Annotated in this window: 25 protein-coding genes; 9 read left to right on the top strand and 16 right to left on the bottom strand. The window is 65.1% G+C overall.

The window, feature by feature from the left end; all coding sequences use genetic code 11:
• Positions 1–24 precede the first annotated feature (24 nt).
• Genes MAB_RS03730 through purL form a run of 3 tightly spaced genes read right to left on the bottom strand, consistent with a single transcriptional unit; the run spans position 25 to position 4750 of the window.
• On the bottom strand, positions 25–666 hold the full coding sequence (locus MAB_RS03730; protein ID WP_005115747.1) for an Rv0804 family intramembrane glutamic endopeptidase: 642 nt from the start codon (positions 664–666) through the stop codon (positions 25–27).
• Entirely contained in the window at positions 666–2468 is a 1803-nt protein-coding gene (locus MAB_RS03725) for an alpha/beta hydrolase (RefSeq protein WP_005113213.1), read from the bottom strand. The genes MAB_RS03730 and MAB_RS03725 overlap by 1 nt, the downstream gene beginning before the upstream one ends.
• Positions 2465–4750: a phosphoribosylformylglycinamidine synthase subunit PurL gene (purL, locus tag MAB_RS03720; RefSeq protein WP_005064180.1), complete on the bottom strand. Its 2286-nt coding sequence runs from the start codon at positions 4748–4750 to the stop codon at positions 2465–2467. The genes MAB_RS03725 and purL overlap by 4 nt, the downstream gene beginning before the upstream one ends.
• A 135-nt stretch (positions 4751–4885) precedes the next feature.
• Here purL and MAB_RS03715 point away from each other — a divergent pair, with 135 nt between their 5' ends.
• A complete protein-coding gene (locus MAB_RS03715; RefSeq protein ID WP_227975878.1) occupies positions 4886–5950 on the top strand; it encodes a hypothetical protein in 1065 nt (354 codons plus the stop codon).
• On the opposite strand, the gene MAB_RS03710 is transcribed toward MAB_RS03715, so the two are convergent.
• A complete protein-coding gene (locus MAB_RS03710; protein ID WP_005115085.1) occupies positions 5947–6390 on the bottom strand; it encodes a DoxX family protein in 444 nt (147 codons plus the stop codon). The two genes, MAB_RS03715 and MAB_RS03710, sit on opposite strands and share 4 nt — an antisense overlap.
• A gap of 69 nt (positions 6391–6459) precedes the next feature.
• Between MAB_RS03710 and MAB_RS03705 the strand changes: the two genes are divergently transcribed.
• The gene (locus MAB_RS03705) at positions 6460–7470 is read left to right on the top strand and encodes a hypothetical protein (RefSeq protein WP_005085615.1); all 1011 of its coding nucleotides are present in this window, start codon (positions 6460–6462) and stop codon (positions 7468–7470) included.
• Between the two features lie 18 nt (positions 7471–7488).
• On the top strand, positions 7489–8307 hold the full coding sequence (locus MAB_RS03700) for a maleylpyruvate isomerase family mycothiol-dependent enzyme (RefSeq protein WP_005085614.1): 819 nt from the start codon (positions 7489–7491) through the stop codon (positions 8305–8307).
• Here the strand turns inward: MAB_RS03700 and MAB_RS03695 are convergent.
• Positions 8297–9565, bottom strand: coding sequence for a M18 family aminopeptidase (locus MAB_RS03695; protein ID WP_005113211.1), 1269 nt, complete (start codon positions 9563–9565; stop codon positions 8297–8299). The genes MAB_RS03700 and MAB_RS03695 overlap by 11 nt on opposite strands.
• A gap of 42 nt (positions 9566–9607) precedes the next feature.
• Here MAB_RS03695 and MAB_RS03690 point away from each other — a divergent pair, with 42 nt between their 5' ends.
• Both MAB_RS03690 and MAB_RS03685 read left to right on the top strand, forming a co-directional pair.
• Complete coding sequence (locus MAB_RS03690) at positions 9608–10615, top strand: Dyp-type peroxidase (RefSeq protein ID WP_005085612.1); 1008 nt, start codon at positions 9608–9610, stop codon at positions 10613–10615.
• The gene (locus MAB_RS03685) at positions 10612–11409 is read left to right on the top strand and encodes a family 1 encapsulin nanocompartment shell protein (RefSeq protein ID WP_005113207.1); all 798 of its coding nucleotides are present in this window, start codon (positions 10612–10614) and stop codon (positions 11407–11409) included. The genes MAB_RS03690 and MAB_RS03685 overlap by 4 nt, the downstream gene beginning before the upstream one ends.
• Before the next feature lie 75 nt (positions 11410–11484).
• Here MAB_RS03685 and purQ read toward each other — a convergent pair whose 3' ends face one another.
• Positions 11485–12162 (bottom strand): phosphoribosylformylglycinamidine synthase subunit PurQ, encoded by a 678-nt coding sequence (gene purQ, locus MAB_RS03680; RefSeq protein ID WP_005113206.1) that lies wholly within the window; start codon positions 12160–12162, stop codon positions 11485–11487.
• Positions 12159–12398, bottom strand: a complete 240-nt coding sequence (gene purS, locus MAB_RS03675) for a phosphoribosylformylglycinamidine synthase subunit PurS (RefSeq protein ID WP_005064165.1) — start codon at positions 12396–12398, stop codon at positions 12159–12161. Before purS ends, purQ begins: the two co-directional genes overlap by 4 nt.
• Positions 12399–12449: 51 nt before the next feature.
• Here purS and MAB_RS03670 point away from each other — a divergent pair, with 51 nt between their 5' ends.
• Positions 12450–13100 carry an MBL fold metallo-hydrolase gene (locus MAB_RS03670; RefSeq protein WP_005113203.1) on the top strand — a complete coding sequence of 217 codons (651 nt, stop codon included), beginning with the start codon at positions 12450–12452 and terminating at the stop codon, positions 13098–13100.
• On the opposite strand, the gene MAB_RS03665 is transcribed toward MAB_RS03670, so the two are convergent.
• From MAB_RS03665 to MAB_RS03655, 3 genes are all read right to left on the bottom strand, one after another.
• On the bottom strand, positions 13097–14755 hold the full coding sequence (locus tag MAB_RS03665; RefSeq protein ID WP_005113202.1) for an FAD-binding dehydrogenase: 1659 nt from the start codon (positions 14753–14755) through the stop codon (positions 13097–13099). The two genes, MAB_RS03670 and MAB_RS03665, sit on opposite strands and share 4 nt — an antisense overlap.
• 181 nt (positions 14756–14936) lie before the next feature.
• Entirely contained in the window at positions 14937–15641 is a 705-nt protein-coding gene (locus MAB_RS03660; RefSeq protein WP_005064160.1) for a DUF2334 domain-containing protein, read from the bottom strand.
• Positions 15642–15712: 71 nt separating this feature from the next.
• Entirely contained in the window at positions 15713–16201 is a 489-nt protein-coding gene (locus MAB_RS03655) for a glutathione peroxidase (RefSeq protein WP_005085606.1), read from the bottom strand.
• Between the two features lie 69 nt (positions 16202–16270).
• Between MAB_RS03655 and MAB_RS03650 the strand changes: the two genes are divergently transcribed.
• Complete coding sequence (locus MAB_RS03650) at positions 16271–17674, top strand: sugar porter family MFS transporter (RefSeq protein WP_005085605.1); 1404 nt, start codon at positions 16271–16273, stop codon at positions 17672–17674.
• On the opposite strand, the gene MAB_RS03645 is transcribed toward MAB_RS03650, so the two are convergent.
• From MAB_RS03645 to MAB_RS03635, 3 genes are read right to left on the bottom strand one after another with little or no spacing between them, the layout of a single operon-like run.
• Positions 17667–18488, bottom strand: coding sequence for an SDR family oxidoreductase (locus MAB_RS03645; RefSeq protein ID WP_005085604.1), 822 nt, complete (start codon positions 18486–18488; stop codon positions 17667–17669). The genes MAB_RS03650 and MAB_RS03645 overlap by 8 nt on opposite strands.
• Positions 18478–20613 (bottom strand): S9 family peptidase, encoded by a 2136-nt coding sequence (locus tag MAB_RS03640; RefSeq protein WP_005113201.1) that lies wholly within the window; start codon positions 20611–20613, stop codon positions 18478–18480. The genes MAB_RS03645 and MAB_RS03640 overlap by 11 nt, the downstream gene beginning before the upstream one ends.
• On the bottom strand, positions 20610–21503 hold the full coding sequence (locus MAB_RS03635) for a phosphoribosylaminoimidazolesuccinocarboxamide synthase (protein ID WP_005085602.1): 894 nt from the start codon (positions 21501–21503) through the stop codon (positions 20610–20612). The genes MAB_RS03640 and MAB_RS03635 overlap by 4 nt, the downstream gene beginning before the upstream one ends.
• Positions 21504–21521: 18 nt before the next feature.
• Here MAB_RS03635 and MAB_RS03630 point away from each other — a divergent pair, with 18 nt between their 5' ends.
• Positions 21522–22145 carry a hypothetical protein gene (locus MAB_RS03630; protein WP_005085601.1) on the top strand — a complete coding sequence of 208 codons (624 nt, stop codon included), beginning with the start codon at positions 21522–21524 and terminating at the stop codon, positions 22143–22145.
• Between the two features lie 112 nt (positions 22146–22257).
• On the opposite strand, the gene purB is transcribed toward MAB_RS03630, so the two are convergent.
• From purB to MAB_RS03615, 3 genes are all read right to left on the bottom strand, one after another.
• Complete coding sequence (gene purB, locus MAB_RS03625) at positions 22258–23676, bottom strand: adenylosuccinate lyase (protein WP_005085600.1); 1419 nt, start codon at positions 23674–23676, stop codon at positions 22258–22260.
• Positions 23677–23694: 18 nt separating this feature from the next.
• Positions 23695–24402, bottom strand: a complete 708-nt coding sequence (locus MAB_RS03620; RefSeq protein ID WP_005085599.1) for a TetR/AcrR family transcriptional regulator — start codon at positions 24400–24402, stop codon at positions 23695–23697.
• A gap of 70 nt (positions 24403–24472) precedes the next feature.
• Positions 24473–25687 (bottom strand): pyridoxal phosphate-dependent aminotransferase, encoded by a 1215-nt coding sequence (locus tag MAB_RS03615; protein ID WP_005113200.1) that lies wholly within the window; start codon positions 25685–25687, stop codon positions 24473–24475.
• Between MAB_RS03615 and MAB_RS03610 the strand changes: the two genes are divergently transcribed.
• Positions 25686–26492, top strand: a complete 807-nt coding sequence (locus MAB_RS03610) for an alpha/beta hydrolase (protein WP_005087119.1) — start codon at positions 25686–25688, stop codon at positions 26490–26492. The genes MAB_RS03615 and MAB_RS03610 overlap by 2 nt on opposite strands.
• The last annotated feature ends 49 nt before the right edge of the window (positions 26493–26541 follow it).

The raw sequence follows: 26541 nt of genomic DNA, 5'->3' as shown, positions 1-26541 counted from the left end.
TCCGTCGAATGTCGACTTTTGGTATCAGTTACTCGCACTTTCTGGTGACAAGTCGACATTCGACCGGCCGAGGTACAGGGTTGCCACCGCGCCGGCCTCGTTGAGCGCCAGGTGAGCCAGCATCGGCGCCACCACGCTGCCCGATCGCTCACGAAGCCGGCCCAGCAGCCAGCCGAACATTCCGGTGACCAGCACCGTCCCCGGAATGGAGTCGCCGGCGGCACGCGCGGGCCGGATGTGCGCCAGCCCGAAGACCATCGCCTGGACTGCGCTGCCCGCCGTACGCCCGAAGGCTTCGGTCGCCAGGGGCTGCAACACTCCACGGAAGGCGAGTTCCTCGGACCACACTGTGCCCACCGGGATGTGCAGGCCCAGCCAGACTGCCGGATGTAGGTCGATGTCGCGAGCTCGCATCGAGGCGCGTACTGGCTGTAGTGCGGGCGAGGCGCCTACGGCGGCGGCCACCGCCGACGCGACGATCCCACCGAGCCGCAATCCCGCGCCAAGCTGGGGCGGCCTGAGACCGAGCGGGATGCCCGCGGCACCGGCCAGGGCCGTGCTGGTGCCCGCCCCGATGAGAGGGCGCCAGCGCTGGGGGAACCGTTCCAGTACCGCCGGCCAGGCCACGAGCACAACGGCCAGCACCAGCACTCGCGCGCCGGACATCACGTGTCGGGGCCGTCGAGCGACGCGGTGTCGACGAGTGCCTTCCGGATGCGTTCGGTGTCCTGCGGGGTCCAGCCCGCTGGCGGGGCGATGGCCGCCCAGCCGTTGACCGACGAGATGCCGTAGTTATGGCCGTGCCCGTCGGGCACGCCGACGGCATTCGCCAGGTCGGCCGCCACCTGCCAGAACGTGACGATCGGGTACCAGCGCATGGCAGCCGACCGGTCGCCCACCGGGGCCTCCTTGAGCCAATCCGGTTCGCTGAACAGCAGATCGGTGGACCACCAGGTCACCGGGTCCGACGGATGCTGCACGAAGAGCACCTTCGGGTTCTGCCACGGCGGTTTGGCGAGGGCGTCGATGTCAGGGCCGATCGCGAAGCGGGCGGTGAATCCGCTGTCGTACACCGGCAGTGCTTCCAGTGTGCCCCGGTCCCGCTTGGATACCAGCTCGTTCCAGATATGACTGAAGTTCGGCGGGCCGGTCCACAACACACCGGCGACACCCGCCGCCCTTATGTCGCCGAGGCCACCGAACGCACCTTGTCCCGCAAAAGATCCGAGGCTTTCGCCGTAGATCAGCAGCTTGGGGCGGTGTCCCTCAGGCTGCTGCGCCCAGCGCTTCTGGACGGTGTCCACCAGCAACTGACCCGAGGCGAGGGCCTTCTTTTTGTCGGCAAGGAAGGAGATCCAGCTGGGCAGGAACGAGTACTGGGTGGCGACGATCGCGGTGTCGCCGTTGTACATCAACTCGATGCCCCGCGCCGCGGCGGGCGTCACCCATCCGGTGCCCGTGGTCGGCACAATGACCAACACCTTGCGATCGAATGCCTTGGTGCGCTCCAGTTCCCGCACCAATATGTCCGCGCGCTCTTCGGCCGTATCGGCGGTCTCCAGCCCCGCGTACACGCGAATGGGCTCCTTGGCGGGACGCCCATTCACCTTGGCGAGTACATCGGCGTGCAAGCCGCCGGAGACGAAGTTGCGGCCCTCGTATCCAAGACTGTCCCAGGAGGACAGTGACGCCGGGCTGCCGGACCGCTCGGGTTGGAGGGGTTGTTGTACACCTGCCCTGGTGGTGTCGTTATGCGGGCCGAACGAGGCATTGGCGGCCGCGAAGAATCCGCGCACCAACACGCCGTTGAACAGCATGATGGCCAGTACCGCCACGATGGCGGTACCGATGAGCAGCGACACCTCCTGGCTCAGGCGCAGACGGCGGATCAGGAACCGGGCCAGCAACCGCACCAGGTCACGCAGTATCCGGGCTACCGAAATGAACAGCGCTCCGACGGCTATGGACACGAGAAACGCCTTTGAGTATTCCAATGTCGTCGGGCCCTGGGCATCCATGAGGGCTGCGATCTGGCGCTGCCAACGGGCGGCGGGCACGATCATCGCCAGTGAGCACACCGCTCCCAGGACCACCACCCCGAGTTTGACGGTGATCATCACCCGATCGCGCAGCGGCCACCACTTCTGATGGCGCAGCCAGAAACGGAGCACAAGTTTGGAGAGAGCGACGCCGATGCCGTAACCGATGGCCGCGGTGGCGCCGCCGATAAGCCCCTGAAAAAGCCAGGTGCGCGGCATCAGCGACGGAGTCAGCGACAGGCAGAAGAACAGGGCGCCGAAAGCGATTCCACAGAAATCCAACCGCAGCAGATTCCACGCCCAGGCCACCAGCGGGTGCCGGTGTTCGATGTGCTCTTCCAGTTCCTGAAATGCCAGCCAACTGCGGCCGATCCAGTCATCGGGATCGACGGTGCTCGTTGTTACCGGGACTCCAGGAGTCTCGCTCATCCGAACAGTCCGGGCAGCACGCCTTCGTGAATCTCGCGTAGCTCGGCCAGGGTGACCGAGAACTGTCCCTGCACCTCAACGGAATCCGAGCCCTGATCGACCACACCGATACGGACGGCGGGAAGCTGCCGCGCTTCGCACATCGACATGAATCTGCTCTCCTCGGTGCGCGGTACCGCGACCAGCACGCGCCCCGCAGACTCGGAGAACAACGCCACGAAGGGATCGGCGCCTTCGGGAAGCAGGAGGCGGCAGCCGGTTTCACCTGCCAGCGCCGATTCGACGACGGCCTGGATGAGCCCGCCCTCGGATAGGTCGTGGGCGGCGGACACCAGCCCGTCCCGTGACGCGGCGGTAAGAACCTGTGCCAGCAGCTGTTCGCGGGCCAGGTCGACCTTGGGTGGTGTGCCACCGAGGTGGTCATGTGCCACCTGCGCCCAGATCGATCCGTCGAACTCATCGGCGGTGTCGCCCAGCAGGATCAGTGTTTCCCCGGGCTCGGTTCCGAATCCCGTGGGAATGCGCCGATTCACATCGTCGATCACGCCCAGCACGCCAACCACCGGGGTGGGCAGAATGGGGGTCGTACCGGTCTGGTTGTAGAAGCTGACATTGCCTCCCGTGACCGGGATACCCAGCGTCACACAGCCATCGGCAAGGCCACGGACCGCTTCGGAGAACTGCCACATGACACCCGGATCCTCCGGCGAGCCGAAGTTCAGGCAGTTGGTCACCGCGACCGGAGTGGCCCCCGACGCGGCCACATTGCGGTATGCCTCCGCAAGTGCCAGCTGGGCGCCGCGGTATGGATCCAGAAGCGTGTAGCGTCCGGAAGCATCGGTGGCCAAGGCGATTCCACGCCCGGTCTGCTCATCCACCCGGATCACGCCCGAGTCGGCATGCTCGGCAAGCACGGTGTTTCCACGCACGTACCGGTCATACTGCTCGGTGATGAAGGCGCGGCTGCACAGGTGCGGGCTGCCGATCATGTCCAGCAGCGTTTGGCGTAGCTCGGCGGCGCTGGCCGGGCGCGCCAATCCGCCCGCGGTATCGGCGATCAACGCATCCTGGGTATCTGGGCGAGCCACCGGGCGCTGATAGACAGGGCCCTCGTGCGCGACGGTCCGCGGCGGCACATCGACAACGGTCTCGCCGTGCCAGGTGATCCGGAGCCGGTCACCGTCGGTGACCTCGCCGATGACCGTGGCCAGCACGTCCCATTTGCGGCACACGGCCATGAAGGCATCCACGTTTTCCGGAGTCACCACAGCGCACATACGCTCCTGGGACTCGCTGGAGAGCACCTCGGCCGGGGTCATACCGGTGGCACGCAGCGGCACCTTGTCCAGGTCGATGTGCATACCGCCATCCCCCGCGGATGCCAGTTCCGATGTCGCACAGGACAGTCCGGCGCCGCCGAGGTCCTGGATACCAACCACCAGGTGAGCGGCATACAGCTCCAGACAGCACTCGATGAGCACCTTCTCGGTGAACGGATCACCCACCTGCACACTGGGAAGCTTCTTGCGCGAGGCGCCGTCGGCCTCGTCACCGCCGAATGTCTCTGACGCCAGGACCGAGACTCCGCCAATACCGTCGAGCCCGGTGCGCGCACCGAACAGAATGATCTTGTTGCCGGCGCCGGAGGCGAACGCCAAGTGCAGATCTTCCTTACGCAGCACGCCGGCGCACAGGGCGTTCACCAAGGGGTTGCCGGCATACGATGCGTCGAACACCGTCTCGCCGCCGATGTTCGGCAGACCCAGTGAGTTTCCGTAGCCACCGATACCACGTACTACGCCATCGAAAACACGACGGGTGTCGGGCGCATCGGCGGCGCCGAAGCGCAGCTGATCCATGACAGCGATCGGCCGGGCACCCATGGCCATGATGTCGCGCACGATGCCGCCCACGCCGGTCGCCGCGCCCTGATAAGGCTCCACGTACGAGGGATGGTTGTGCGATTCGACCTTGAACGTGACTGCCCACCCGTCGCCGATATCCACCACCCCGGCGTTCTCCCCGATGCCGGCGAGCATCGCCGAGCGCATCTCCTCGGTGGTGGTCTGCCCGAAGTAGCGCAGGTGCACCTTCGAGGACTTGTAGGAGCAGTGCTCGCTCCACATCACCGAATACATGGCCAGCTCGGCGTCGGTGGGGCGACGACCGAGGATCTCGCGGATGCGCGCGTACTCGTCGTCCTTGAGCCCTAGCTCAGCGAATGGCTGCGGGTGATCGGGGGTGGATGCTGCGTTGTCGACCGTGTCAACCCGTGAAGTCACGAACAGATTCTACCGTCGAACCCGCCTTGCCCTCGCTACGCACCGTGCTGACCGTACGGAGCGGGCCTACCAGCCGGAGGGATGGTGCGGGCCGGGCACACGATCATGCTCGTCGGCGGCGGGCGTGCCCGGCGCGTGCCAGATCCGTCGCGTAACCGGACGACCCCTGCCGACGATGTACGTCATACTCGGAAGGTGCTCCGTGCAGGTTTGCTGGCCGCGGTTGGGATCCTGGTGGGTTCCTCTCTGCTGGCTGCGGGCGGATGTGCGGCAAGTCAGACAGATCCGTCCCGTTCGATCGCTCAAGCGATCAACAGCCTGCCCGGTGTGGACAGCACCACTCACAGCTTCTCGATCGGCTGGTACGACACATTCACGATGCATCTGGACGCCAACGTCCGGCCCGGCATCACACCAGAGCAGCTCACGGCAATCTGGGAGGTCTTCACCCGTCAAGCAGAGAGCGCCGGAGCCGATCACGCACATTTCGACGTCCGGCTGACCATCAACGACTGTCCGTCCACTGTCGCACCGCCGGATCGCTACTGCGGTCGTATCTCTGCGACTACCGACGGGGAAAGTGCCGAACCCGTACCCGACTGGCGAGAGTGGCAGGCGCTCATCCGGGGACACTACGGAAACGACATCCACGTGAACACCAGCCATGTGAACGGTCAGTCTCATAAACAGATCACGGTGACGTTGGCGCCATCGGTCGACGGGAAGCCGAGAGAAACTCGCGCACAAGACTTCTCCCCTGTCTTCCGCCGCATCGCTACCGACTTCCCCGGTCTGCGCGAGGCGGCGTGGACCGCCACCGCTACCCGTGGACAGACATCGGCGAACGCGAGCAATCTGGAACTCGGTACCTCGCGGGGATGGCCCACCGAGGCCGAGTTGGGTCTCTGGGAAGCACTCTCCGACATCGCCCCGGCGCAGATGAGTCTTGTCCGGGATGCGGGGAACAGTGACGAGATGTCATCGGTCACCGTCACACTCCCGGGCGTCGATGAGACGGCCTGGCGGCGCGCAGCGCTGAGCCAACTGATGCTGCTCAAGGCATATCAGCAACGTGTCACGTACGAGGCGACATACGGCGAGAGCACGCTGACGGTCATTGTCGGCGGTTGCTCCCCAGAGTTCGATACCGGGTCCGCGTTGCAGAACGAGCTGCGCCAGTGGTTCGAGAGCTGCGCCTAGCGATCCGCCCCGATCAGCACCTTCAGCAGTTCACGCCGGCGCAACACCAGGGCTGCCCAGATCAGCAATCCGAACCCGACCGCGAAGATGACCGGGAACCACGCCTCCTCGTGCATGTCGATGGTGACCGCGCCTCCCAGATAGGCGGTCAGGGCAACGGCGCCGAGCACCGCGGTCCGCGCGACGGCGAACACGATGGTGCATGCCAGCAGCACCCAGCCGATGAGCGCGGTTTGATAGGACGGAAACCCCAGCGCCTCCGTCGCGCTACGGGAAAACTGTGCTCCGAAGATCTTCGGGATGGCATCGGCCAACAGGAACAGCACGATGATCGCGGTCAGCGCGAGACCGATCTTCTCCGGGGGCGTCCGGGCAGCGAACGCGGCTTGAACGCTCGACACGACACTCTTGGCCTCAGCCATCACAGGTCCCTTCTCCATCGACCCTCTCACAGTATTGATATCGACCGACAAGAGCGTCGCGGCTCACCGGGAGGCCATACTCCAGCCATGGGAATGTGTGGTCAGTGGAGACGGCTCCGTGCGCTGGCGCTCATCGGGGTGTCCGTGCTCGCCGGTTGCGACTTCACCGGTGCGCAGTCCGCGGATCGAATCGACCAGGCCCTCAAGCCTCTGCCGGGGGTGTCGTCGGTGTCGCACACCGTCGGGCGCAATGGCGGATTCGGGCCCACCGAGGTCAGCTTCGACGTCTACGTACGCGACGAGGCGACCACCGACCAGCTCTCCGCGTTGACACACGTCTTCACCGATCAAATCCACGCCTCCCGCGCGTTCCGCACGCTCAGGGCCTCCCTCCATGTGCGGCGCTGGCCCCCGGGAAATCACATGCATTCGACGATGTATGTCGAACTACGGCCGTCGGTGACCACCCCCGAACCGCCGTGGCAGGACTGGCTGAGGCTGTCCCGGGGCGACTATGGATACGAGATCACCGGTTGGGCAACACCGGCCGACCATGACCGGTCCGCCGGGACCAGCCTCGAGATCACCTTGTTCGATGGCAAGAATCGGCGACCCGGCAACATAGGCGCCGAGGAGTTCGCGGCGGTGGTTCGCCGGCTCGCTGCCGACTTTCCCCAGTCGAGAAGCGACTGGGTGATCACCAACTCCTTTATCTACGCCAATGATCCACCCAGCATCCGATCCGCGCACGGACTGCCGACCCCGGCGCAGTTGCGCCTGTGGCAGGCACTGGATGCCATCGCGCCCGTCCACGGCGCCTTCAATCTGGACCCGCTCGCCTTCAATCCCAAACAACCCGACAGCAATCGCATCCGGCTCGGCAAGCTTGCCCCGCGAGACATGGATCGCGTTGCGGTCAAGCAACTTCAACTGATCGCGAAGTCGGAAACGGCCACGGTTTACGACATCGACGAGGCGCAGATCACGGTGCGCCCCGGGCGCTGCTCGGCGGGCGTGCAAGAACCGCAACCCAGAACGCCGGACAATGTGAATATGCAGGCCAAGCTGCGCGCCCAATTCGAAACCTGCCCGCGCTGACTCTCGTAGGCTCGGACCATGACCGTCACGATCGTCGCCAAAGAGCCCGTCGTCTCCGCGTTGGCCGCCGAGTGGAGCGCGCTGGATGAGCTGGGCGCCAGCTTGACCGACGACCAATGGGCCACGCCGTCCGTATTGCCGGGCTGGACGGTCAAGGACGTCGTCGCACACGTGGTGGGCACCGAACGCCTGCTGTCGGGCGACCCGATTCCCAGTACCGACGAGGCCGTCACCGACCTGCCGCATGTGCGCAACCCCGTGGGCGTCCTCAACGAGAGGTGGCTCACCTACTACCGCAAGCTGCCACCGGCCGCGGTGATGAACGACCTGCGCACCGTCACCAGCGCCCGCCTGGCCGTTCTGGAAGGTTTGTCCCAAGAGCAGTTCAATGCCGAGACCGCTACTCCCGTGGGGCCGGAGAGCTATGGCCGGTTCATGCAGATACGTGACTTTGACTGCTGGATGCACGAACTGGATGTGCGGGACAGCCTCGGACTGCCTGCTCCGACGGATCCGGTGACGGCCGCGCCCGCGCTCACCGAACTGATCAACGCGCTACCGTTCTTGATAGGAAAGCGAGCCGGCGCGCCCCAGGGCAGTCGTATCCGCTTTGTGCTCAACGGAGTTGGCGCGCAAACGGTCAACATCGAGATTCCGGACCGGGCTCGCATTGTGGCGGCCCTCTCGGAGGCCCCGCAGGTGACGCTCACCGCGGACACCTGCGAGTTCGCCCGTCATCTGGGCGGGCGCGCCAGCGCCAACCGCAACGGATTCACTCTTGACGGCGATCCCGACCTGGGCTGGAAGATCGTCGCCAATCTGCGTTTCACGATGTAGCGGGCAGCTCCAGAAACGCCTGCAGCGCATCGGCGTACATCGGCACGTCGTGTGCGCCCATCAGTTCGCGCACCGAGTGCATGGCAAGGGTCGCGGCGCCTACATCCACTGTGGTGATGCCGGTGTGCGATGCCGCGAACGGGCCAATGGTGGATCCGCACTGCATGTCCGCCCGGTGTTCATACCGCTGAACGGGAACCCCGGCCCGCTCACAGGCCAGGGCGAAGGCCGCCGCTCCCCGCCCGTCGGTGGCGTAGCGGACGTTGGGGTGGATCTTGATGACCGGCCCGGCATTGACCGCGATCTGGTGCCCGGGTTCATGCCGATCCGGATAGTTGGGATGGGTCGCATGCGCCATGTCGGCCGAGACCATAAGTGAGGCAGCCGCACGCCGCAGAAAGTCCTCGCGGGTTCCGTTACTGGACAGCACGATTCGCTCCAAAACCGTCGAGAGTAGATCTGAGTGGGCGCCGTGGTCGGAGACCGAGCCGACCTCCTCGTGGTCGAAAAGCGCCAGCACCGTCGTCGAACTGGACTCGGCCGCCAGGAACGCCTCCAGACCTGCATAACAGCTGGCCTGGTTATCCAAACGTGGGGCACTGAGCAGACTTTCGTCGGGTCCGACCAGCGCTGCCCCGGTCAGGTCGTGTGTCATCAGGTCGCGTCCAAGGACATCGGCCGGGCTGACGCCCAACTGCTCGGCGATGTACTCCTCGAACCCGAGCTCACCGCTCCACACCGAGTTCACATGCCACTGCGGGTCGATCACCCATTTCTTGCGTTCCTCGGCACTGACCATGTGAATCGCCAAGTTCGGCACCCGCAGAATCGGCTGATCGATCCGAATCAGTGTGGAGCGCACCGCATCTCCGTCGCGTACCAGCACGCGCCCGGACAATCCCAGATCGCGGTCCAACCAGGTTTGCACCCAGGCGCCCCCATAGGGCTCCAGGGCGACCATCGGCCACCCCGCCTGCACGCGATCAGCGTTGGCCTTCACCCGCAGGTTCGGGCTGTCGGTATGTGCTCCGATCACCCGGAAGGCAGCGTGTTCGCCTTCCATGTCAACGCCGCGCCAGGCCACGATCGAGCCCGACCGCACCACGAAGTAGTCCCCCGAGTGGCCCGGCCAGCGTTGCGCCTCGAACAATTCGGTAAAGCCCTCGTGGCGCAGGCGCTGCGCGACCGTGTCCACGGCATGGAACGGGGACGGCGAAGCGTCGATGAATTGGCAAAGTCCTACTGCGGTCGCGGTCACGCTTCCCATGATGGCTGACCGAATACGGTCTAGGGTCGAAGCGTGCCCGATTCCGTGCCGCAGGCCGTCCTAGAACCGCTGTCCTCTTCGGCCATCTTTCTGGTGGTGACCATCGACGAGGGTGCCGAACAGGCTGTTCATGGCGCCCTGCCGGAGCTGTCCGGCCTGGCAAGGGCCATTGGGTTCCGCGACCCGGCACGGAGATTGTCGCTGGTCACCGCCATCGGATCCGAGGCATGGGACCGACTTTTTTCCGGTTCGCGGCCTGCCCGGCTATGGCCGTTCCGGGAGGTGCGCGGCGAACGCCACGTGGCGCCGGCCACACCCGGTGATCTGCTGTTCCATATCCGTGCCTCGACCATGGACCGCTGTTTCGAGCTGGCCGCCCGCATCACCACCATGCTGGCGGGTGCAGTGACAGTGGCCGACGAGGTACACGGTTTCCAGTACTTCGACAACCGCGACCTGCTGGGATTTGTGGACGGCACCGAGAATCCCGACGGGGCGGACGCCGCCGCGGCCGCTCTGGTCGGCCCCGAGGACCCGGACTTCATCGGCGGCAGCTACGTACACGTGCAGAAGTACTTACACAACATGGCCGCCTGGAGCGCTCTTCCCGTCGACGAGCAAGAGAAGGTGATCGGGCGTACCAAGCTGGACGACGTCGAATTCGATGATGCCGTCAAGCCGTCGAATTCTCATGTGGCACTGAATGTCATTGAAGACGAAGAAGGCAACGAGCTGCAGGTCTTGCGACGCAACATGCCTTTCGGAGAGCTGGGGAAATCCGAATTCGGGACCTACTACATCGCCTATTCACGCACTCCAGACGTGACAGAACGCATGCTGCACAACATGTTTGTCGGAGATCCGCCAGGCAACACGGATCGCATCCTCGACTTCTCGACCGCCATCACCGGCGGGCTGTTCTTCGCCCCGGCCGCAGACTTTCTCGACGCTCCTCCGTCGCTGCCCGCCGAGGTGGCCATCAAATCTGTTGAATACCAGGGTTCTCTATCGATCGGCAGCCTGAAAGGATCGTTGTCATGAACAACCTGTACCGCGAACTCGCACCTATCACCGACGAGGCATGGGCCGAGATCGAGAACGAGGCCGCCCGTACCTTCAAGCGCCACATCGCGGGGCGCCGGGTGGTCGACGTCAGCGAGCCGGGCGGCCCCTCCAGCGCGGCCGTAAGTACCGGCCACCTGCTGGATGTGACGGCGCCCGCAGACGGTGTGCAGGCTCATCTGCGGGAGAGCAAGCCGCTTGTGCGGCTGCGCGTTCCGTTCACCATCAGCAGGTCGGCCATTGACGACGTGGAGCGTGGCGCACAGGATTCCGATTGGGACCCGGTCAAGGAAGCCGCCAAGAAGCTGGCCTTCGCCGAGGACCGCGCCATCTTCGAGGGATACCCCGCAGCCTCGATCGTCGGCATCCGTGAGTCCAGTTCCAATCCCGAACTCAAGCTGCCCGAGGATGTCCGCGAGTACCCGGACATCGTCGCGCAGGCGCTCTCGGAGCTGCGGCTGGCCGGTGTGGACGGCCCGTACTCGGTGCTGCTGTCCGCCGAGGAGTACACGAAGGTCAGCGAGGCTTCCGACCGCGGGTATCCCATCCGCGAGCACCTTCGCCGGCTGGTCACCGGAGAGATTCTCTGGGCACCGGCGATCGACGGCGCATTCGTGCTGACCTGCCGCGGGGGCGACTTCGACCTACAGCTGGGTACCGATGTCACCATCGGCTACCTGTCTCACGACGCCGGCAGCGTACAGCTCTATCTGCAAGAAACCCTGACGTTCCTGAGCTACACCGCCGAGGCATCGGTCGCGCTGCTGCCCTAGTCCCCTTCTCGCCGAATGTCGACTTTGGGGCGGTTCATTCGCAGTTCTTAACAGAAGGTCGACATTCGGTGAGTACTATCCCGCGGTCAGGACGGCATCCAGCGCCGAGTAGAAGATGCCGAGTCCATCGTCACTGGGGCCGGTCAACGGCTCGGTCGCGTGCTCCGGGTGCGGCATGAGCCCCACCACGCGGCCGTTGGCCGAGGAAATGCCGGCGATATCGCGCATCGAACCGTTGGGGTTCTCGCGGTAGCGGAAGACCACCCGGCCCTCGCCCTCCAACTCGTCGAGAACGTCATCGGAGGCCACGTAGCGGCCCTCTCCGGACTTCAGCGGCACCAGGATGTCGGCGTCCCGCTCATACCGCGAAGACCACGCGGTGTTGTTGGCGTCGACACCCAGCCATACATCACGGCATACGAAGTGCAGCCCGGCATTGCGGGTCAGCGCACCCGGCAGCAGGCCGGCCTCGCACAACACCTGGAAACCATTGCAGATGCCCAGGATTGGCAACCCCTGCGCCGCAGCATCGACCACCGAGCGCATCACCGGCGCGAACCGCGCGATGGCCCCCGCACGCAGGTAGTCACCGTAGGAGAAGCCGCCGGGCACGATCACGGCGTCCACGGACTTCAGGTCGGCATCGTCATGCCACAGCGAGACCGCCTCGGCGCCCGAGAGCCGGGCCGCGCGGGCGGCGTCGACGTCGTCAAGGGTGCCGGGGAAGGTGATGACACCGATGCGAGCGGTCATTCGGACTCCCGCACGATTTCCCAGTCCTCGATGACGGTGTTGGCGAGCAGCGCCTCGGCGATCGACTCCAGATCGGAATCGCTGATCTCACCGTCGAACTCCAACTCAAAGCGCTTGCCCTGCCGGACGTCTGCCACACCGGCATAGCCAAGGCGGGACAGCGCACCCACGATGGCTTGTCCCTGCGGGTCCAGGATCTCGGGTTTCGGCATGACGTTTACGACGACTCGGGCCACGGCCTGACTTTACCGTGTGGGCCCGCACACATCCCGCCTAGACTCCCCCTCATGCAGCTGACCCACTTCGGGCACTCGTGCCTGCTGGCAGAATTTCCGTCTGAGAATGGGAACACCACCCTGCTGTTCGATCCGGGCAACTTCTCGCACGGATTCGAGGGGATCACCGGCCTGTCGGCCATCTTGATCACACATCAGCACCCCGACCACGTGGACCTGCAAAGACTGCCGGCACTGGTCGAGGCCAACCCGGGCGCGGCGCTCTATGCCGATCCAATGACGGCGGCGCAGCTGGGTGGACCGTGGCAGGCCGTGCACGCCGGTGACAACTTCACCGTCGCGGATCTGACCGTGCGGGGGGTCGGCGGGCAGCACGCGGTGATCCATCCGGAGATCCCGCTCATCGACAACACGTCGTACCTGATCGGTGACGCTGAGCACGCCGCACGCCTCATGCATCCCGGCGATGCGCTCTTCGCCCCCGGCGAGGACGTCGATGTGCTGGCACTCCCGGCCGCGGCACCGTGGATGAAGGTGTCCGAGGCAATCGAATACCTGCGCGCGGTCAACCCCGCCCGGGCGGTGCCCATACACCAGGGCATCCTGCAAGAGGCCGCATACCCGTTCTACTACACGCGTTTTCGGGAGATGTCCGATGCCGATTTCCAGGTGCTGCCGCAGGAGGACGCGGTCACCTTCTAGCCGATGTCCTCGGCGGCGCCCCGGCCCGCGGCCCGTCCGCTGAAGATGCAGCCACCCAGGAAGGTGCCCTCCAGCGCCCGGTAGCCATGCACACCGCCACCACCGAATCCGGCAACCTCTCCCGCCGCATAGAGACCTTCGAAGCAGCTGCCGTCGGCGCGCAGGACGCGTGAGTCAAGGTCGGTCTCCAATCCGCCCAATGTCTTTCGGGTGAGGATGTGAAGCTTCACAGCGATGAGCGGGCCGGCCTTGGGGTCGGTGAGCCGGTGCGGCGCCACCACGCGGGCTACGCGATCGGCGAGGTACGCACGGGCGGCACGGATCGCCGCGATCTGTGGGTCCTTGCCGAACGGGTTCGCCACCTCACGATCACGCGCCGTCACCTGCTGAGCGATGGTCGCGTAGTCCAGGGGGCTGACGTCCGGCAACGCGTTCATCTTGGCCACCAGGTCGGGCAGATTGGTGGCGGTGACGAAGTCGACGCCGTTGTCGACGAACGCCTGTACCGGCGCGGGCGCGCCCGCCTTGCCCCGCCGCAGCACCCCACGCACATCCTTGCCCGTGAGGTCGGGGTTCTGTTCCTGCCCCGACAGTGCGAACTCCTTGGCGATGATCCGCGCGTTGAGTATGAACCAGGAATAGTCCTGCCCGCTGCGACAGATGTGCTCGAGCGTGCCCAGGGTGTCGAATCCGGGGAACAACGGAGCAGGTATTCGAGATCCGTTGGCATCCAACCAGAGTGAAGAAGGGCCGGGCAAGATGCGGATCCCATGGCCCGGCCAGATCGGGTTGTGGTTGGTGATGCCTTCGGTGTAGTGCCACATGCGGTCACGGTTGATCAGGTGAGCCCCGGCGGCCACCGAAATCCCCAGCATGCGGCCATCAACGTGGGCGGGTACGCCCGTCAACAACTGTGACGGCACCCGACCCAGCCGCTCGGGCCAATTTTCCCGCACTAGGTCGTGGTTTCCACCAATGCCCCCGCTGGTAACGATGACGGCCTGCGCACGGAACTCAAACTCCCCCAATTTAATTCGTGATGACGCGATACCGCGCGCGGCCGTCGAAGGCTCCAACACCGTCCCCCGCACACCCACGACGGCACCCTGATCGACCACCAATTCGTCGACCTGGTGGCGGTAGGCGATGCGTACCTGACCGCGATCCACCGCGGCGAGCACGCGCCGGGCGAAGATCTCCACCAGCCCAGGGCCCGTGCCCCACGTGATATGGAATCGCGGCACCGAGTTTCCCGGCCCCAAGGCATCCTTGCCGCCGCGTTCAGCCCATGCCACGACGGGAAAGGTCTGTAACCCCCTGGCCCGCAACCAGCTTCGCTTTTCCCCTGCGGCAAAATCCACGTACGCGTGCGCCCATTGACGCGGCCAATGATCCTCCGGGCGGTCAAATCCGGCGGTACCGAGCCAGTCCTGCAGGGCCAATTCGTGGGAATCCTTGATTCCCAAGCGGCGCTGTTCGGGACTGTTGACAAAGAACAGACCGCCAAAAGACCAATACGCCTGCCCACCTAGATTGGCGGCGTTTTCCTGTTCGACGATGACGACTCTTTTGCCGCGATCCACCAATTCGCAGGCCGCCACCAACCCGGCCAGTCCCGCGCCCACGACAATGACATCGGTACTCGTGTCACCCACCGGTTCACCGTAGCGGGCACGATTGCCGAATAAAAGGTCCAACTTCCTTGCGGTGAAAGCACAAAGCACTGGCCGTTATGCCCCTCGACCGGTCTCGGCGCGAGCTACTCCGCAGCACCAATGGCCTCCATGCCCCCCGGCCCGCCACCCCGCCCGCGGGGCAATTAGCAAACTATCGCCCTCAGGCCACGCTGTGCAATACCTGCTTGGGCAACCACTCGTATACGCCAGGGGCCGAACCGTGTAGCAACGCCAGGTCGATGGCATCGATCATCGCCTGGCGCGGCCCCGGCTTACGTAGATGCTTGGCCGAGATGGCGACTCGTACCACACCGTCGCGGCGGGCCGTGCGCGCCGCCGACAGCACCAGCATGCGGCACCACCACGGCTCGGAGAGGAAGCCCTCTCCGATACCCAATACCCGGGCGCGCACCGAGGTGCCACGCACCAGATCGGTAATCTCGGACAGCCCGATGTTCAAGCGGAAACCATTGCGCGGCAGCATCTCTATCGCCCCGGCCGAGGCCGTCCAGCCGGGTGCGGCGAAGAGCCGCGTACGTAACCCGGTCTGTTCCATCACACGGTCGGCGGCCATCAGACGCAGATTGGCCTCGTGCGCGGGCAATGCGGCGAACTCGTCTCGACGCTTCTTGGTCGCCGCCTGGTCATATCCGTGCAGAACGATGGCGTCACCGCGAGACCGACGCGCCGCCAGCCAATCGACCGTCGGCTGATCCTCCACGAGGCGATACTTGCCCTTCAAGCGCGGGGACACCAGGAAGGACAGCGGGATCGACCGCCTATCCATTTCTTCAGTGAACACCGCAATCTCATCGAGAGTGCGATCGCAGATTCCCGACACCGATACCAGCAGCTGTCCTGCCATGCCGCTAGTGTGGCAACGTCAGATGTACGCAAGGTGTCAGACACCCCGCATCGAAAAGAACGCTCCGGGCGCTAGCCCAGCTCCTTCTCGATGGCCGCGATCACCTCGGGCGCGTCCGGCACTGTTGTCGGCCGGAATCTATTGACCACCGAACCATCCCGCGCGATCAAGAATTTCTCGAAGTTCCACTGCACATCACCCGCGGTACCCTCCGCATCGGCGGTCTTGATGAGCTCCGCGTACAGCGGATGCCGATTGTCACCGTTCACATCGGCCTTCTCCAGCAGCGGGAAACTCACCCCATAGGTGGACGAGCAGAACTCCCGAATTTCCTCCGCCGTGCCCGGTTCCTGCCCCATGAATTGGTTACAGGGAACTCCGAGCACGGTCAGACCACGGTCGGCGTAGTCGGAGGCCAGCTTCTCCAGAGCCGCGTACTGCGGGGTGAGACCGCACTTGGACGCGACGTTGACCACCAGGACGGCGTTATCGCCGAAATCGGCAAGTGACAGCGCCGAGCCGTCCAGGGCGGTCAACGGGATGGACGCGAGATCGGTCATGCCTCCCACGGTACCGGGGCTGCGATGGTTGACTGTTTGCACACCAAGCAAAGTTGCGGGAGGTCATGTATGAGCGAGGAGGACGAATTCTCCTCGGGCCACAGCGCCCTGCGGATCGCGTCGGTAGCCGCCCTGGGAGGACTCCTCTTCGGATACGACAGCGCCGTTATCAACGGCGCTGTGCAGGCGATCCAGGACGCGTTCGCCATCCGTGATGCCGAGCTCGGTTTCGCGGTCGCCTCGGCCCTGCTGGGGGCCGCTGTCGGCGCCATGACGGCCGGCCGCGTCGCCGACCGCATCGGGCGAGTTGCCGTCATGAAGATCGCGGCCGCCTTGTTCCTGTTGAGCGCGGTGGGCGCCGGTCTTGCACCGAACATCGAGCTGCTGGTCCTCTTCCGGGTGATCGGCGGCGTGGGAGTGGGAGTCGCGTCCCTGATCGCGCCCGCCTACATCGCCGAAACCTCCCCCTCGCGCATCCGTGGACGGCTGGGTTCCCTGCAGCAATTGGCGATCGTTACCGGGATCTTCTTGTCCCTCACCATCGATTGGCTATTGGCACACCTGGCGGGCAGCTCTCGCGATGAATTGTGGTTGGGCCTGCCCGCGTGGCGCTGGATGTTCCTCGCCATGGCACTACCGGCGCTGGTATATGGCACGTTGGCATTCACCATCCCGGAGTCACCTCGTTATCTTGTTGCCACGCACCGCATCCCCGAGGCCCGCACGGTGCTGGCCACCTTGCTCGGCGAAAAGAACCTGGACATCACCATCGGCAGGATCCAGGAGACGCTGGATCAGAGCACCGCGCCCTCGTGGCGTGATCTACGCAAACCCACCGGCGGCCTGCACGCCATCGTGTGGATCGGCGTGGCACTGGCTGTGTTTCAGCAACTGGTCGGCATCAATGTGATCTTCTACTACTCGAATGTGCTTTGGCAGGCGGTGGGATTCGGCGAGAGCTCATCCTTCACCATCACGGTGATCACCTCGATCACCAATATTGCCACCACGCTGGTGGCCATCGCGCTGATCGATCGGGTGGGCCGCAAACCGTTGTTGCTCATCGGTTCAGCGGGGATGGCCGCGACCCTGGGCACCATGGCCGTCATCTTCGGTTCGGCCACCATGGTGGACGGAAAGCCACACCTGGGCCCCGTCGCCGGGCCGGTTGCACTGGTTGCCGCCAACCTGTTTGTGGTGGCTTTCGGAATGTCCTGGGGCCCGGTCGTCTGGGTGCTACTGGGGGAGATCTTCCCCAACCGGATCAGGGCAGCGGCCATGGGTTTGGCGACGGCCGGAAACTGGGCGGCCAACTGGGCGGTGACGGTGACGTTCCCGGCGCTGCGAGATGCACTGGGAATCGCCTACGGGTGCTACGCGCTGTGCGCGGTGTTGTCCCTGCTGTTCGTGGCGCGCTGGGTAGAGGAGACCAAGGGCAGGGCGCTGGAAGATATGGACTCGGCCATCAGTTGAACAGCTGACCGGAGCGGACCGCCGCGATGACCCCGCCATCGACCAACAGATCTGTGCCGGTGACATAGGACGACTCCGGGCCCAGCAGGAAAGCCGCCGCCGCCGCGATGTCGTCGGACGTGCCGATCCGTCTGGATGCCGAACCGTCGACCATGGCCTTGGTGATGGCTCCGGTTTCGGAGGCGAGCTCCTGATGACCCATCGGGGTGGATACCACCCCGGGGCTTATCGAGTTGATGCGGGCTCCCCGCGTGCCCCACTGGCGGGCGGCGAACCGAACGCGAATGTGATTGGCACGCTTGGACACTTGGTACGCAACTGCGGGATGCTCGATGTCCCGTACATACGGCAGCGAGAGCAAGTCCTCGGCGTGGGTGGTGCCGAGTTCTTGTTCTTGCTCGGCGGTGAGCTCGTACGGCATGTGTCCGGCCATGCTGGCAATCACCACACCGGCGCCACCGGAGGCGACGATCTTGCCAAATTCCTCCACCACCAAGGCCACACCGACCAGGTCTACTGCCAAGATGGCGGCCGTGGGCGACTGCGCCGGCGAAAGCCCCGCGGTGTGCGCCACCTGAGCGACCCTTCCCAGGCCCGCCGCGGCCTGGGCCAGCCCCGAAACCGAAGCACGCGACGAGACGTCGACGCGCTGCCCGATGACGTTGTGTCCATCGGCCTTCAGCTCATCGACGACGGCCTGCAGCGCCTGCTCGTTGTGGTCGGCGAGCAGCAGCGCCTTGCCGATGCCCTGACGACGGGCGATGACCCTGCCCATCCCGCCGACGCCGATGACGACGACGACCTCATCGGGCATTCGGCGTCTCCCCCTGCGCTCCAAGGATATCCAGTAGCCAGGCGAGCTGGAAAGCGCTTTCCTTCCAGCGTTCATAGCGGCCGCTTATCCCGCCGTGCCCCGCCGTCATCTCGGTCTTCAACAGGATGGGTCGCTCACCGGTGGTGGTGTGGCGCAGTTCGGCCACCCATTTGGCGGGTTCGACGTACAGCACCCGCGAGTCATGCAGCGATGTCATCGCGAGAATGCTCGGATAGTCGGCGGCGCGGATGTTCTCGTAGGGCGAGTACGACTTGATGTAGTCGTAAACATCCTTGTTTTCCAGGGGATTTCCCCACTCATCCCACTCGGTGACGGTGAGCGGTAGCGAGGGATCGCAAATGGTGGTGACGGGGTCGACGAAGGGCACCTGCGCCAGCACACCGGCGAACAGCTCGGGTGCCAGGTTTACCGCGGCACCCACCAACAGCCCGCCCGCGCTGCCGCCCCAGGCGACCAGCCGATTGGGCAGCGCGACCCCTGAGTCAACGAGATGCCTTGCTGCCGATACGAAATCGGAAAAGCTGTGCTTCTTGTGCAGCATCTTGCCGTCCTCGTACCAGAGGCGGCCCATCTCACCACCACCGCGCACGTGAGCGATGACGAACACCACTCCCCGATCCAACAACGAGAGCCGGCCGATGCTGAACTGGGGGTCCTCACACATCTCGTATGCGCCGTACCCGTACAGCACGGTCGGGGACGGTGACGTGATACCTCTGCGGTGGACCACTGAGAGTGGCACCCGGGTGCCATCTACGGCGAGCGCCCATTCCCGCCGCTCCACATAATCCTCGCGGCGATAGCCACCGAGCACGGGCTGCTCCTTGAGCAGCGTGCGCTCCCCGGTGTGCACATCGAGGTCGTAGACACGGGTGGGGGTGATGAACGATGCGCAACCCACCCGCAGCAGCGGCGAATCCCACTCCGGGTTGTCACCCAATCCCGAGAGCATGAGCTCGGAGTCGAACTCGACCTCCTGCGGTGAACCGTATCCGTCGGCCGTGACGGGCCAGACCTGAATGCGCGGCAATGCTTCTCGCCGGTACCCGATCACGAACCGCTGTGCGAATGCCTCGACCCCGTCCAGCCGCACATCATCGCGGTGGGCGATCAGGGTGCGTGCCGCCGACGGGTCGGCCGGTCCGTCCACCACCGCGGCGACCGGCATTTCCGCGAGCGCGAAATTCACGGCGCCGTCATTGTGCAGAATCAGCAGCCTGTCCTCACCGCCGACCACGATGTGATCGACGGTGTATTCGATACCGTTGCGGCGCAACCAGACTGGCGAAAAGGTCGCCGCGGGATCCTCGGCGTCCCCGATCAGGATCTCCGATGTCACCGACGAATGCACACTAATGGCGACAAAGCGATCACTGCGGGTGCGGCCCACCCCGATCCAGAATCGCTCGTCCGGTTCGGAGAACACCTCGACGGGTTCCGCGCCGCCACCCAATGTGTACCGGCGAATGGCGTAGGGCCGGAAGGCCTCATCGATCACGGGATAGTAGAGCGTGCGGCTGTCCATCGCCCAGGTTGCACCGGCGCCGATATCGGCGATCTCGTCCGGATACATCTCGCCGGTGCGCAGGTTCTTGAACCGCAGCGTGTACATCTCATGGCCGACGACGTCGACCGAATAGGCCAGTGTGTTCCCGTCCGGACTGACGGTGGCGGCACCGAGCGAGAAGAAGTCGTGTCCTGCCGCCTCCACGTTACCGTCGAGCAGGATCTGCTCACCAGGAACGTCGTGATCCAGGGCCGGCGGTGTCCAGTCGTTCGGATCCCCTATCGGACAACGACAATGAACTCCGTACTGCTTTCCCTCGAAGCTGCGGGCGTAGTACCACCACTGCCCCATCCGGGTCGGGATCGAAAGGTCGGTCTCCTTGGTGCGCGACTTGATCTCACCGAAGATGGTGGTGCGCAGCTCCGCCAGATGGCCAAGCTGGTCATCGACATAGGCGTTTTCCGCCTCTAAATACGCGATGACCTCGGGGGTCTCCTTTTCACGCATCCATTCATACGGATCGACGAAGGTGTCCCCGTGATACTCGCGGAGAGTGTCGATACGGTTCGCGACGGGCGGGCGTACCGGCCCGCTCACGCCGACGGGCCAATCCAATCAGAGAAGCTCAGCCCTGAAATGCGCTCATAGGCCTCGATATAACGTTCCCGCGTGGCCACTGCCACCTCATCTGGCAACGGCGGCGGCGGAGTATCCGACGCACGATCCCATCCCGATTCGGGGCCGGTAAGCCAATTGCGGACGAACTGCTTGTCGAAGCTGTCCTGAACCACCCCGGGCTGATAGTGGGCGGCATCCCAGTACCGGGACGAGTCAGGCGTGAACACTTCGTCGGCAAGCACCAAATTGCCCTCGATATCGACGCCGAATTCGAATTTGGTGTCGGCCAGGATGATTCCCTTGTGCAAGGCGTGCGCCGCGGCGCGCGTGTAGATCTTGATGGTCTCGTCACGCAGCTGGTTGGCACGCACAGCGCCGACCAGACCGACCACAGCGGCGAAGTCGACATTCATATCGTGCTCGCCGATGTCGGCTTTGGTCGCCGGGGTGAACAACGGTGGGTCCAGGCGGCTGGCTTCCCCCAGTCCCTGCGGCAACACATGTCCACACACCGCACCGGTGCGCTGATAATCCAGCAGCCCGGACCCCGTGAGATAACCGCGTGCCACACATTCCACGGGAAGCATGTCGAGGCGGCGCACCAGTAATGCCCGGCCCAACACTTCCTCGGGAATGCGCGGATCGTCGGGCGGACCGGCCAGATGGTTCGGCACGGTCAGCAGTCCGAAGAAGAACACGCTCATCGCGGTGAGGATGCGTCCCTTATCGGGTATCGGGGTATCCAGGACGAAATCGAATGCGGAAATCCGGTCGGTGGCAACGAACAGCAGGTGTTCGTCGTCGACGCGATACAGCTCACGGACCTTGCCGCTGGCCACATGCTGGTAATCGGACAGCGAAGGACGCATCGTGCCATCCTACGATTCATGCGATTCCTGCCCTACTCGACCCGACCGGGACGGTTGCTCGCCCAGCTGTTCAGCGATATAGCGGTCGCGACCTGGACCACGATCTGGGTGTTCGTCGGGCTTGCTGTGCACGCCGCGGTAGCGACGATCGCCGAGGTGGGCCGTCAGGTGAAGAACGGCGCCGACGGCATCTCCGACAACCTGAACTCCGCCGGTGACAGTGCCCACAGAATCCCGTTGGTCGGCGACAAGGTGGGCGCTCCGCTGCGCGCGGCCAGTGAGGCGGCCGCGGATTTGGCAGGCGCCGGCCACAATCTGGACACCACCGCCAGCTGGCTGGCCGTCGTTCTGGCGATCGCCGTCGCCGCACCGCCCATCCTGGCCTTCGCCGGTCCGTGGATCTTTCTGCGCATCAGGTTTTTCCGCCGCAAGCTGATCGCGGTGCAGCTTGCGGCGACTCCTGCCGGTGAACAACTACTGGCCCTGCGGGCGCTGGCCAACCGTCCGCTCAAGAAGCTGGCGGTGATCACCGCCGATCCGGTATCCGCGTGGCGGGCCCAGGACGCCACCGCGATGCGCGGCTTGGCTGCCGTCGAGTTGAAGGCGGCGGGGATCGGCGTGCCCAAGCAGTGGCGTACCTAACGCTCCCCTTCGCGCCTAACGCTCCCCTTCGCGCCGACACGCCGTACTGTGCGGCAACACGCCACAGGTTCGCAACAGAAGACGGCGTGTCGGCGCCTCGGGAGGGCGTGAGCTACAGAATGGCGCCCGGGCTGTACACCGCGGCATCGGGATACTCGGCCGCCAGCGCCTCGACCTCGGCAACCACCCGGTCGACTTGATCGGCGGCGGCACCGGTGAACGAGGCGCGGTCGGCCAGCGCCGCCTCCAGTGCATCGGCGTCCAGCGGCAGTCGCGCATCCTCCGCCAGCAGACCCAAAAGGTTTGGTTCGGCACCCTTTTCACGCATCGCCAGTGCCGTCGCGACCGCGTGTTCCTTGATCACCTCGTGGGCCTCCTCGCGGCCGACTCCGGCCCGGACCGCCGCCATGAGCACCTTGGTGGTCGCCAGGAACGGCAGGTAGCGGCGCAGCTCACGGTCGATCACCGCCGGATACGCACCGAACTCATCGAGCACCGTCAAGAAGGTCTCGATCATCCCGTCGATCGCGAAGAACGCGTCGGGCAGCGCGACACGGCGCACCACCGAGCAGAACACATCGCCTTCATTCCATTGCGCCCCAGCAAGTTCCGCCGCCATCGAGCCGTAGCCGCGCAAAATCACCTGCAGGCCGTTGACGCGTTCACAGCTGCGGGTGTTCATCTTGTGCGGCATCGCCGAACTGCCCACCTGTCCTGGCGCAAAGCCCTCGGTGACCAGCTCGTGTCCGGCCATCAGGCGGATGGTGTGCGCCAGCGACGACGGACCGGCGCCGAGTTGCACCAACGCCGACACCACATCGTGGTCCAGCGAGCGCGGGTATACCTGGCCCACGCTCGTCAGGGTCGTGGAAAAGCCGAGGAAGCCCGCAACACGCTCCTCCAGCTCGGCCAGCTTGACCACGTCTCCGTTGAACAGGTCCAGCATGTCCTGCCCGGTGCCCATCGGCCCCTTGATCCCCCGCAGCGGATACCGGTCGAGAAGCTCCCGCAACCGGGTCAGCGCGAGCAGAGTCTCGTCGGCGGCCGATGCGAACCGCTTACCCAACGTGGTTGCCTGCGCGGCGACATTGTGGCTGCGCCCGGCCATCACCACGTCCCGGTACTCGACGGCGTGACGCGCGAGCCGCGCCACCACCGCGACGCCATGGGCATGCACGTACTCCAGCGAGCGGCGAATCTGCAGTTGCTCCACGTTCTCGGTGAGATCGCGGCTCGTCATGCCCTTATGGATGTGCTCGTGTCCGGCGAGCGCGTTGAACTCCTCGATACGGGCCTTCACATCGTGGCGGGTGACGCGCTCACGTGCCGAGATCGAGTCAAGGTCCACGTTCTCGACCACACGCTCGTAGTCCTCGATGACACCGTCGGGAACCTCGATGCCCAGATCGCGTTGTGCACGCAGCACCGCGATCCACAACTGGCGCTCCAGCACCACCTTTGATTGGGGCGACCACAGCGCAGTCATCGCGTCGCTTGCGTACCGGGAGGCCAGAACGTTAGGGATTTGCACAACCAGAGTCTATGGGGACTAGATCCATGCTCTTCGCCCACGATGCTCATCGGCCGGAACCGATTCAGCCAGCTGTTCTGCTTCCAGCGGAGCTAGTACATCTATGACGTCCACCAGCATCGCGGTAGCCGTGGCGGTCGGGCTGGCCGCGGCCTCGGTAAGAGCACCGACCATTGCCCCGTCGACAGTCGAAATCAGCACCGCTACATGGTCGTTGTCTATCGACCGGCCGGACCTGCGCACCACTTGGGCCACGGCGTCGTCGCGCTGCTCCCGCAGCCGCTGCTGCACCTCACGCAGTTCGGGATGGCGACTGCACGCCAGTTCACGCTCGTATCGCGATACCAACTGCTCCCCACCACCAAAACCCGGTGTGCCGAACAACAGCTCCACCACGGCCTCGGCGGTGGCGGCAGCGCCACGGCGCCGGTATTGAACCAGCGACAGGCGTTCCTGAATCTGTTCCAGCTCGTGGGTTCCCGCATGTTCGACGGCCCGGGCGATGAGATCCTCCAGCGAGGAGAAATAGTACGTGGTGGAGGCCAACGGCAAACCGGCTCGTTGCGCCACTGCGCGGTGCCGCACCGCATCAATACCGTTGTCTCGCAATAGATCAGCTGCGGCACTTATCAACGCGCGCCGCCGCCGCTCACCCTTGGGGGTGGCTTGCGGACGGTGCGCGGCATTCCCGTCGGGGAACACCTCCGCGTGCTGCCTGACTGTCACGCCATGTCATGCTGCCAGCAGCGAAGCATCCCCACGGGCGTTTTGCGCTATCTCGTGCAAGCGGTTGATATCAGCCCCGGCCGAGCGCGGGCCGCATTCTCGCCAATGCCTGTGCAATCTCGTCCGAACCACCCGCGAAGCTCAGCCGCACGGTCCGGTGGCCGCGCACAGTGTCGAAGTCGATACCGGGCGCGACCGCTACCCCCGTGCGCGCCAACAAGTCCGCACACCACTGTTCGGCATTATCGGTCAGATGCTCGATATCGGCGTACGCATAGAACGCACCGTCGGGTGGCGCGATCTTGGTAATTCCCATGGCGGCAAGGCCGTCGATGAGCAATGTCCTGTTGGCCGCGTAACGGCGTACGTGCCCGTCGAGCTCGTCACGAGCCTCGGGACTGAAGGCCGCGAGCGCTCCATATTGGGAGACGGCCGGCGGGCAGATCGTGAAGTTGGAGGACAGCCGGTCCACGGCACGCAGAAACCGGCGCGGCACTAGCATCCAGCCCAGGCGCCAGCCCGTCATCGAGAAGTACTTGGACACCGAGCCCATCACGACCGATTCACGGCTGAATTCCCATGCACTGGAAGTCTTTTGGTCGCCATAGGAAAGCCCGTGATAAATCTCGTCGGAGATCAGCAGAGTGCCGTTGGCCTCACACCACAGCGCGATCGCCTCCAGCTTGCCCGCATCGATGATAGTGCCGGTCGGGTTGGCCGGGCTGGCGACGATGAGGCCCGCGGGTACGCGGCCGTCAGCCTGCGCGAGAGCCTCCAGCATGGCCACCGTCGGCTGATATCGCGTCTCGGGGCCGCAATCCAATTCCACAACTCGACAGCCCAGCGCGGCAAGGCAATTGCGATATGCCGGGTACCCTGGCCGAGTCATCACGACGGTGTCCCCCACGTCGAAGGCGGCGAGAAATAACAGCGTGAATCCTCCCGAGGACCCCGTGGTGACCACGACGTCGTCGGCGGTGACAGCAATATCGGAACGTTCGCGGTGATACGCGGCGATCGCGCTGCGCAGCTCCGGCAGACCCAACGTTTCGGTATACCCGAGCACCTGGGTACCGAGCGCCTCCCGCACCGCGTCGAGGACCACCGCGGGCGCACCCGTCGACGGCTGCCCGGCTGCCAGGGAGATCATGTCGCCGTGCGTGCGCTGACGCGTGGCCGCCGCCGCCAGCACGTCCATGACATAGAACGGCGGAACGTCCGAGCGCCGCGAGAGGTCTACCACGGCTGCGACGGTATCGGACAGAACCGGCATGATGGTCGGCATGCGTGATCTGTCCCGACGCTCACTACTCAAGCTGGGTGCGGCCACCGGTGCCGGCGCCGCGTTGCTCGGAGCAGGGGCCTTCCCCGCCGGCGCCGACGGCGCCATCGCGGCCGGCTCGTTTGTTTCCGCCGCCCGCGGCGGAGTCCGCACCGAATGGCGTATCGCCCGGCCACCCGGGGTCACCGGGCCGATCCGGCCCATCATCGCACTGCACGGTAAGGGCCAAACCGCCGCCGGCGTCATGGAAGGCGGCGTAGAGAACATGCTGGCGCAGGCGGTGGCCGCGGGCGCCAAGCCGTTCGCGCTCGCGAGTGTCGACGGTGGCGGTGGCTATTGGCACAAGCGGGCGTCGGGCGAAGATTCCGGTGCCATGGTGCTCAATGAATTCATCCCGCTGTTGGCAGAACAGGGTCTGGACACCTCGCGTGTGGCGTTCCTCGGCTGGTCCATGGGGGGATACGGCGCCATGCTGCTGGGTTCACGCCTGGGAGCGGGCCGCACCGCCGCCATCACCGCCGTCAGTCCTGCGCTGTGGACGTCCTCGGGCGCGGCGGCGCCGGGCGCCTTCGACGGTGCCGAGGACTACGCCGCCAACTCGGTCTGGGGATTGGCCGCGCTGAACTCGATCCCCCTGCGCATCGACTGCGGCGACAGCGATCCGTTCTACAGCGCCACCAAGCAGTTCATTGCTCAGCTTCCGACACCTCCGGCAGGCGGGTTCAGCCCCGGCGGTCACGATGGCGCCTTCTGGAGCTCGCAGATCGGCGCGGAAATGGCCTGGATGGCGCCGCTGCTCACCGCCTAGCGCGGCTGATTAAGCCTCGACGGCTTTGCCATCCGCTGGCATTATCGAG

Origin of the sequence: Mycobacteroides abscessus ATCC 19977, assembly GCF_000069185.1 — a bacterium.
Lineage (GTDB): Bacteria > Actinomycetota > Actinomycetes > Mycobacteriales > Mycobacteriaceae > Mycobacterium > Mycobacterium abscessus.
Note: the sequence above shows the minus strand (reverse complement) of the source record. Positions and strands in the feature narration are given on the sequence as shown.

What these genes read in the sequence shown, in the direction of transcription:
- MAB_RS03730 (WP_005115747.1), bottom strand. Translation starts at nt 666, where the DNA reads ATGTCCGGCGCGCGAGTGCTGGTGCTGGCCGTTGTGCTCGTGGCCTGG.
- MAB_RS03615 (WP_005113200.1), bottom strand. Translation starts at nt 25,687, where the DNA reads ATGCCGACCATCATGCCGGTTCTGTCCGATACCGTCGCAGCCGTGGTA.
- MAB_RS03650 (WP_005085605.1), top strand. Translation starts at nt 16,271, where the DNA reads ATGAGCGAGGAGGACGAATTCTCCTCGGGCCACAGCGCCCTGCGGATC.
- MAB_RS03725 (WP_005113213.1), bottom strand. Translation starts at nt 2,468, where the DNA reads ATGAGCGAGACTCCTGGAGTCCCGGTAACAACGAGCACCGTCGATCCC.
- purQ (WP_005113206.1), bottom strand. Translation starts at nt 12,162, where the DNA reads ATGACCGCTCGCATCGGTGTCATCACCTTCCCCGGCACCCTTGACGAC.
- MAB_RS03670 (WP_005113203.1), top strand. Translation starts at nt 12,450, where the DNA reads ATGCAGCTGACCCACTTCGGGCACTCGTGCCTGCTGGCAGAATTTCCG.
- MAB_RS03635 (WP_005085602.1), bottom strand. Translation starts at nt 21,503, where the DNA reads ATGCGTCCTTCGCTGTCCGATTACCAGCATGTGGCCAGCGGCAAGGTC.
- MAB_RS03660 (WP_005064160.1), bottom strand. Translation starts at nt 15,641, where the DNA reads ATGGCAGGACAGCTGCTGGTATCGGTGTCGGGAATCTGCGATCGCACT.
- MAB_RS03710 (WP_005115085.1), bottom strand. Translation starts at nt 6,390, where the DNA reads ATGGAGAAGGGACCTGTGATGGCTGAGGCCAAGAGTGTCGTGTCGAGC.
- MAB_RS03645 (WP_005085604.1), bottom strand. Translation starts at nt 18,488, where the DNA reads ATGCCCGATGAGGTCGTCGTCGTCATCGGCGTCGGCGGGATGGGCAGG.
- MAB_RS03705 (WP_005085615.1), top strand. Translation starts at nt 6,460, where the DNA reads ATGGGAATGTGTGGTCAGTGGAGACGGCTCCGTGCGCTGGCGCTCATC.
- MAB_RS03700 (WP_005085614.1), top strand. Translation starts at nt 7,489, where the DNA reads ATGACCGTCACGATCGTCGCCAAAGAGCCCGTCGTCTCCGCGTTGGCC.
- MAB_RS03655 (WP_005085606.1), bottom strand. Translation starts at nt 16,201, where the DNA reads ATGACCGATCTCGCGTCCATCCCGTTGACCGCCCTGGACGGCTCGGCG.
- MAB_RS03685 (WP_005113207.1), top strand. Translation starts at nt 10,612, where the DNA reads ATGAACAACCTGTACCGCGAACTCGCACCTATCACCGACGAGGCATGG.
- MAB_RS03610 (WP_005087119.1), top strand. Translation starts at nt 25,686, where the DNA reads ATGCGTGATCTGTCCCGACGCTCACTACTCAAGCTGGGTGCGGCCACC.
- MAB_RS03630 (WP_005085601.1), top strand. Translation starts at nt 21,522, where the DNA reads ATGCGATTCCTGCCCTACTCGACCCGACCGGGACGGTTGCTCGCCCAG.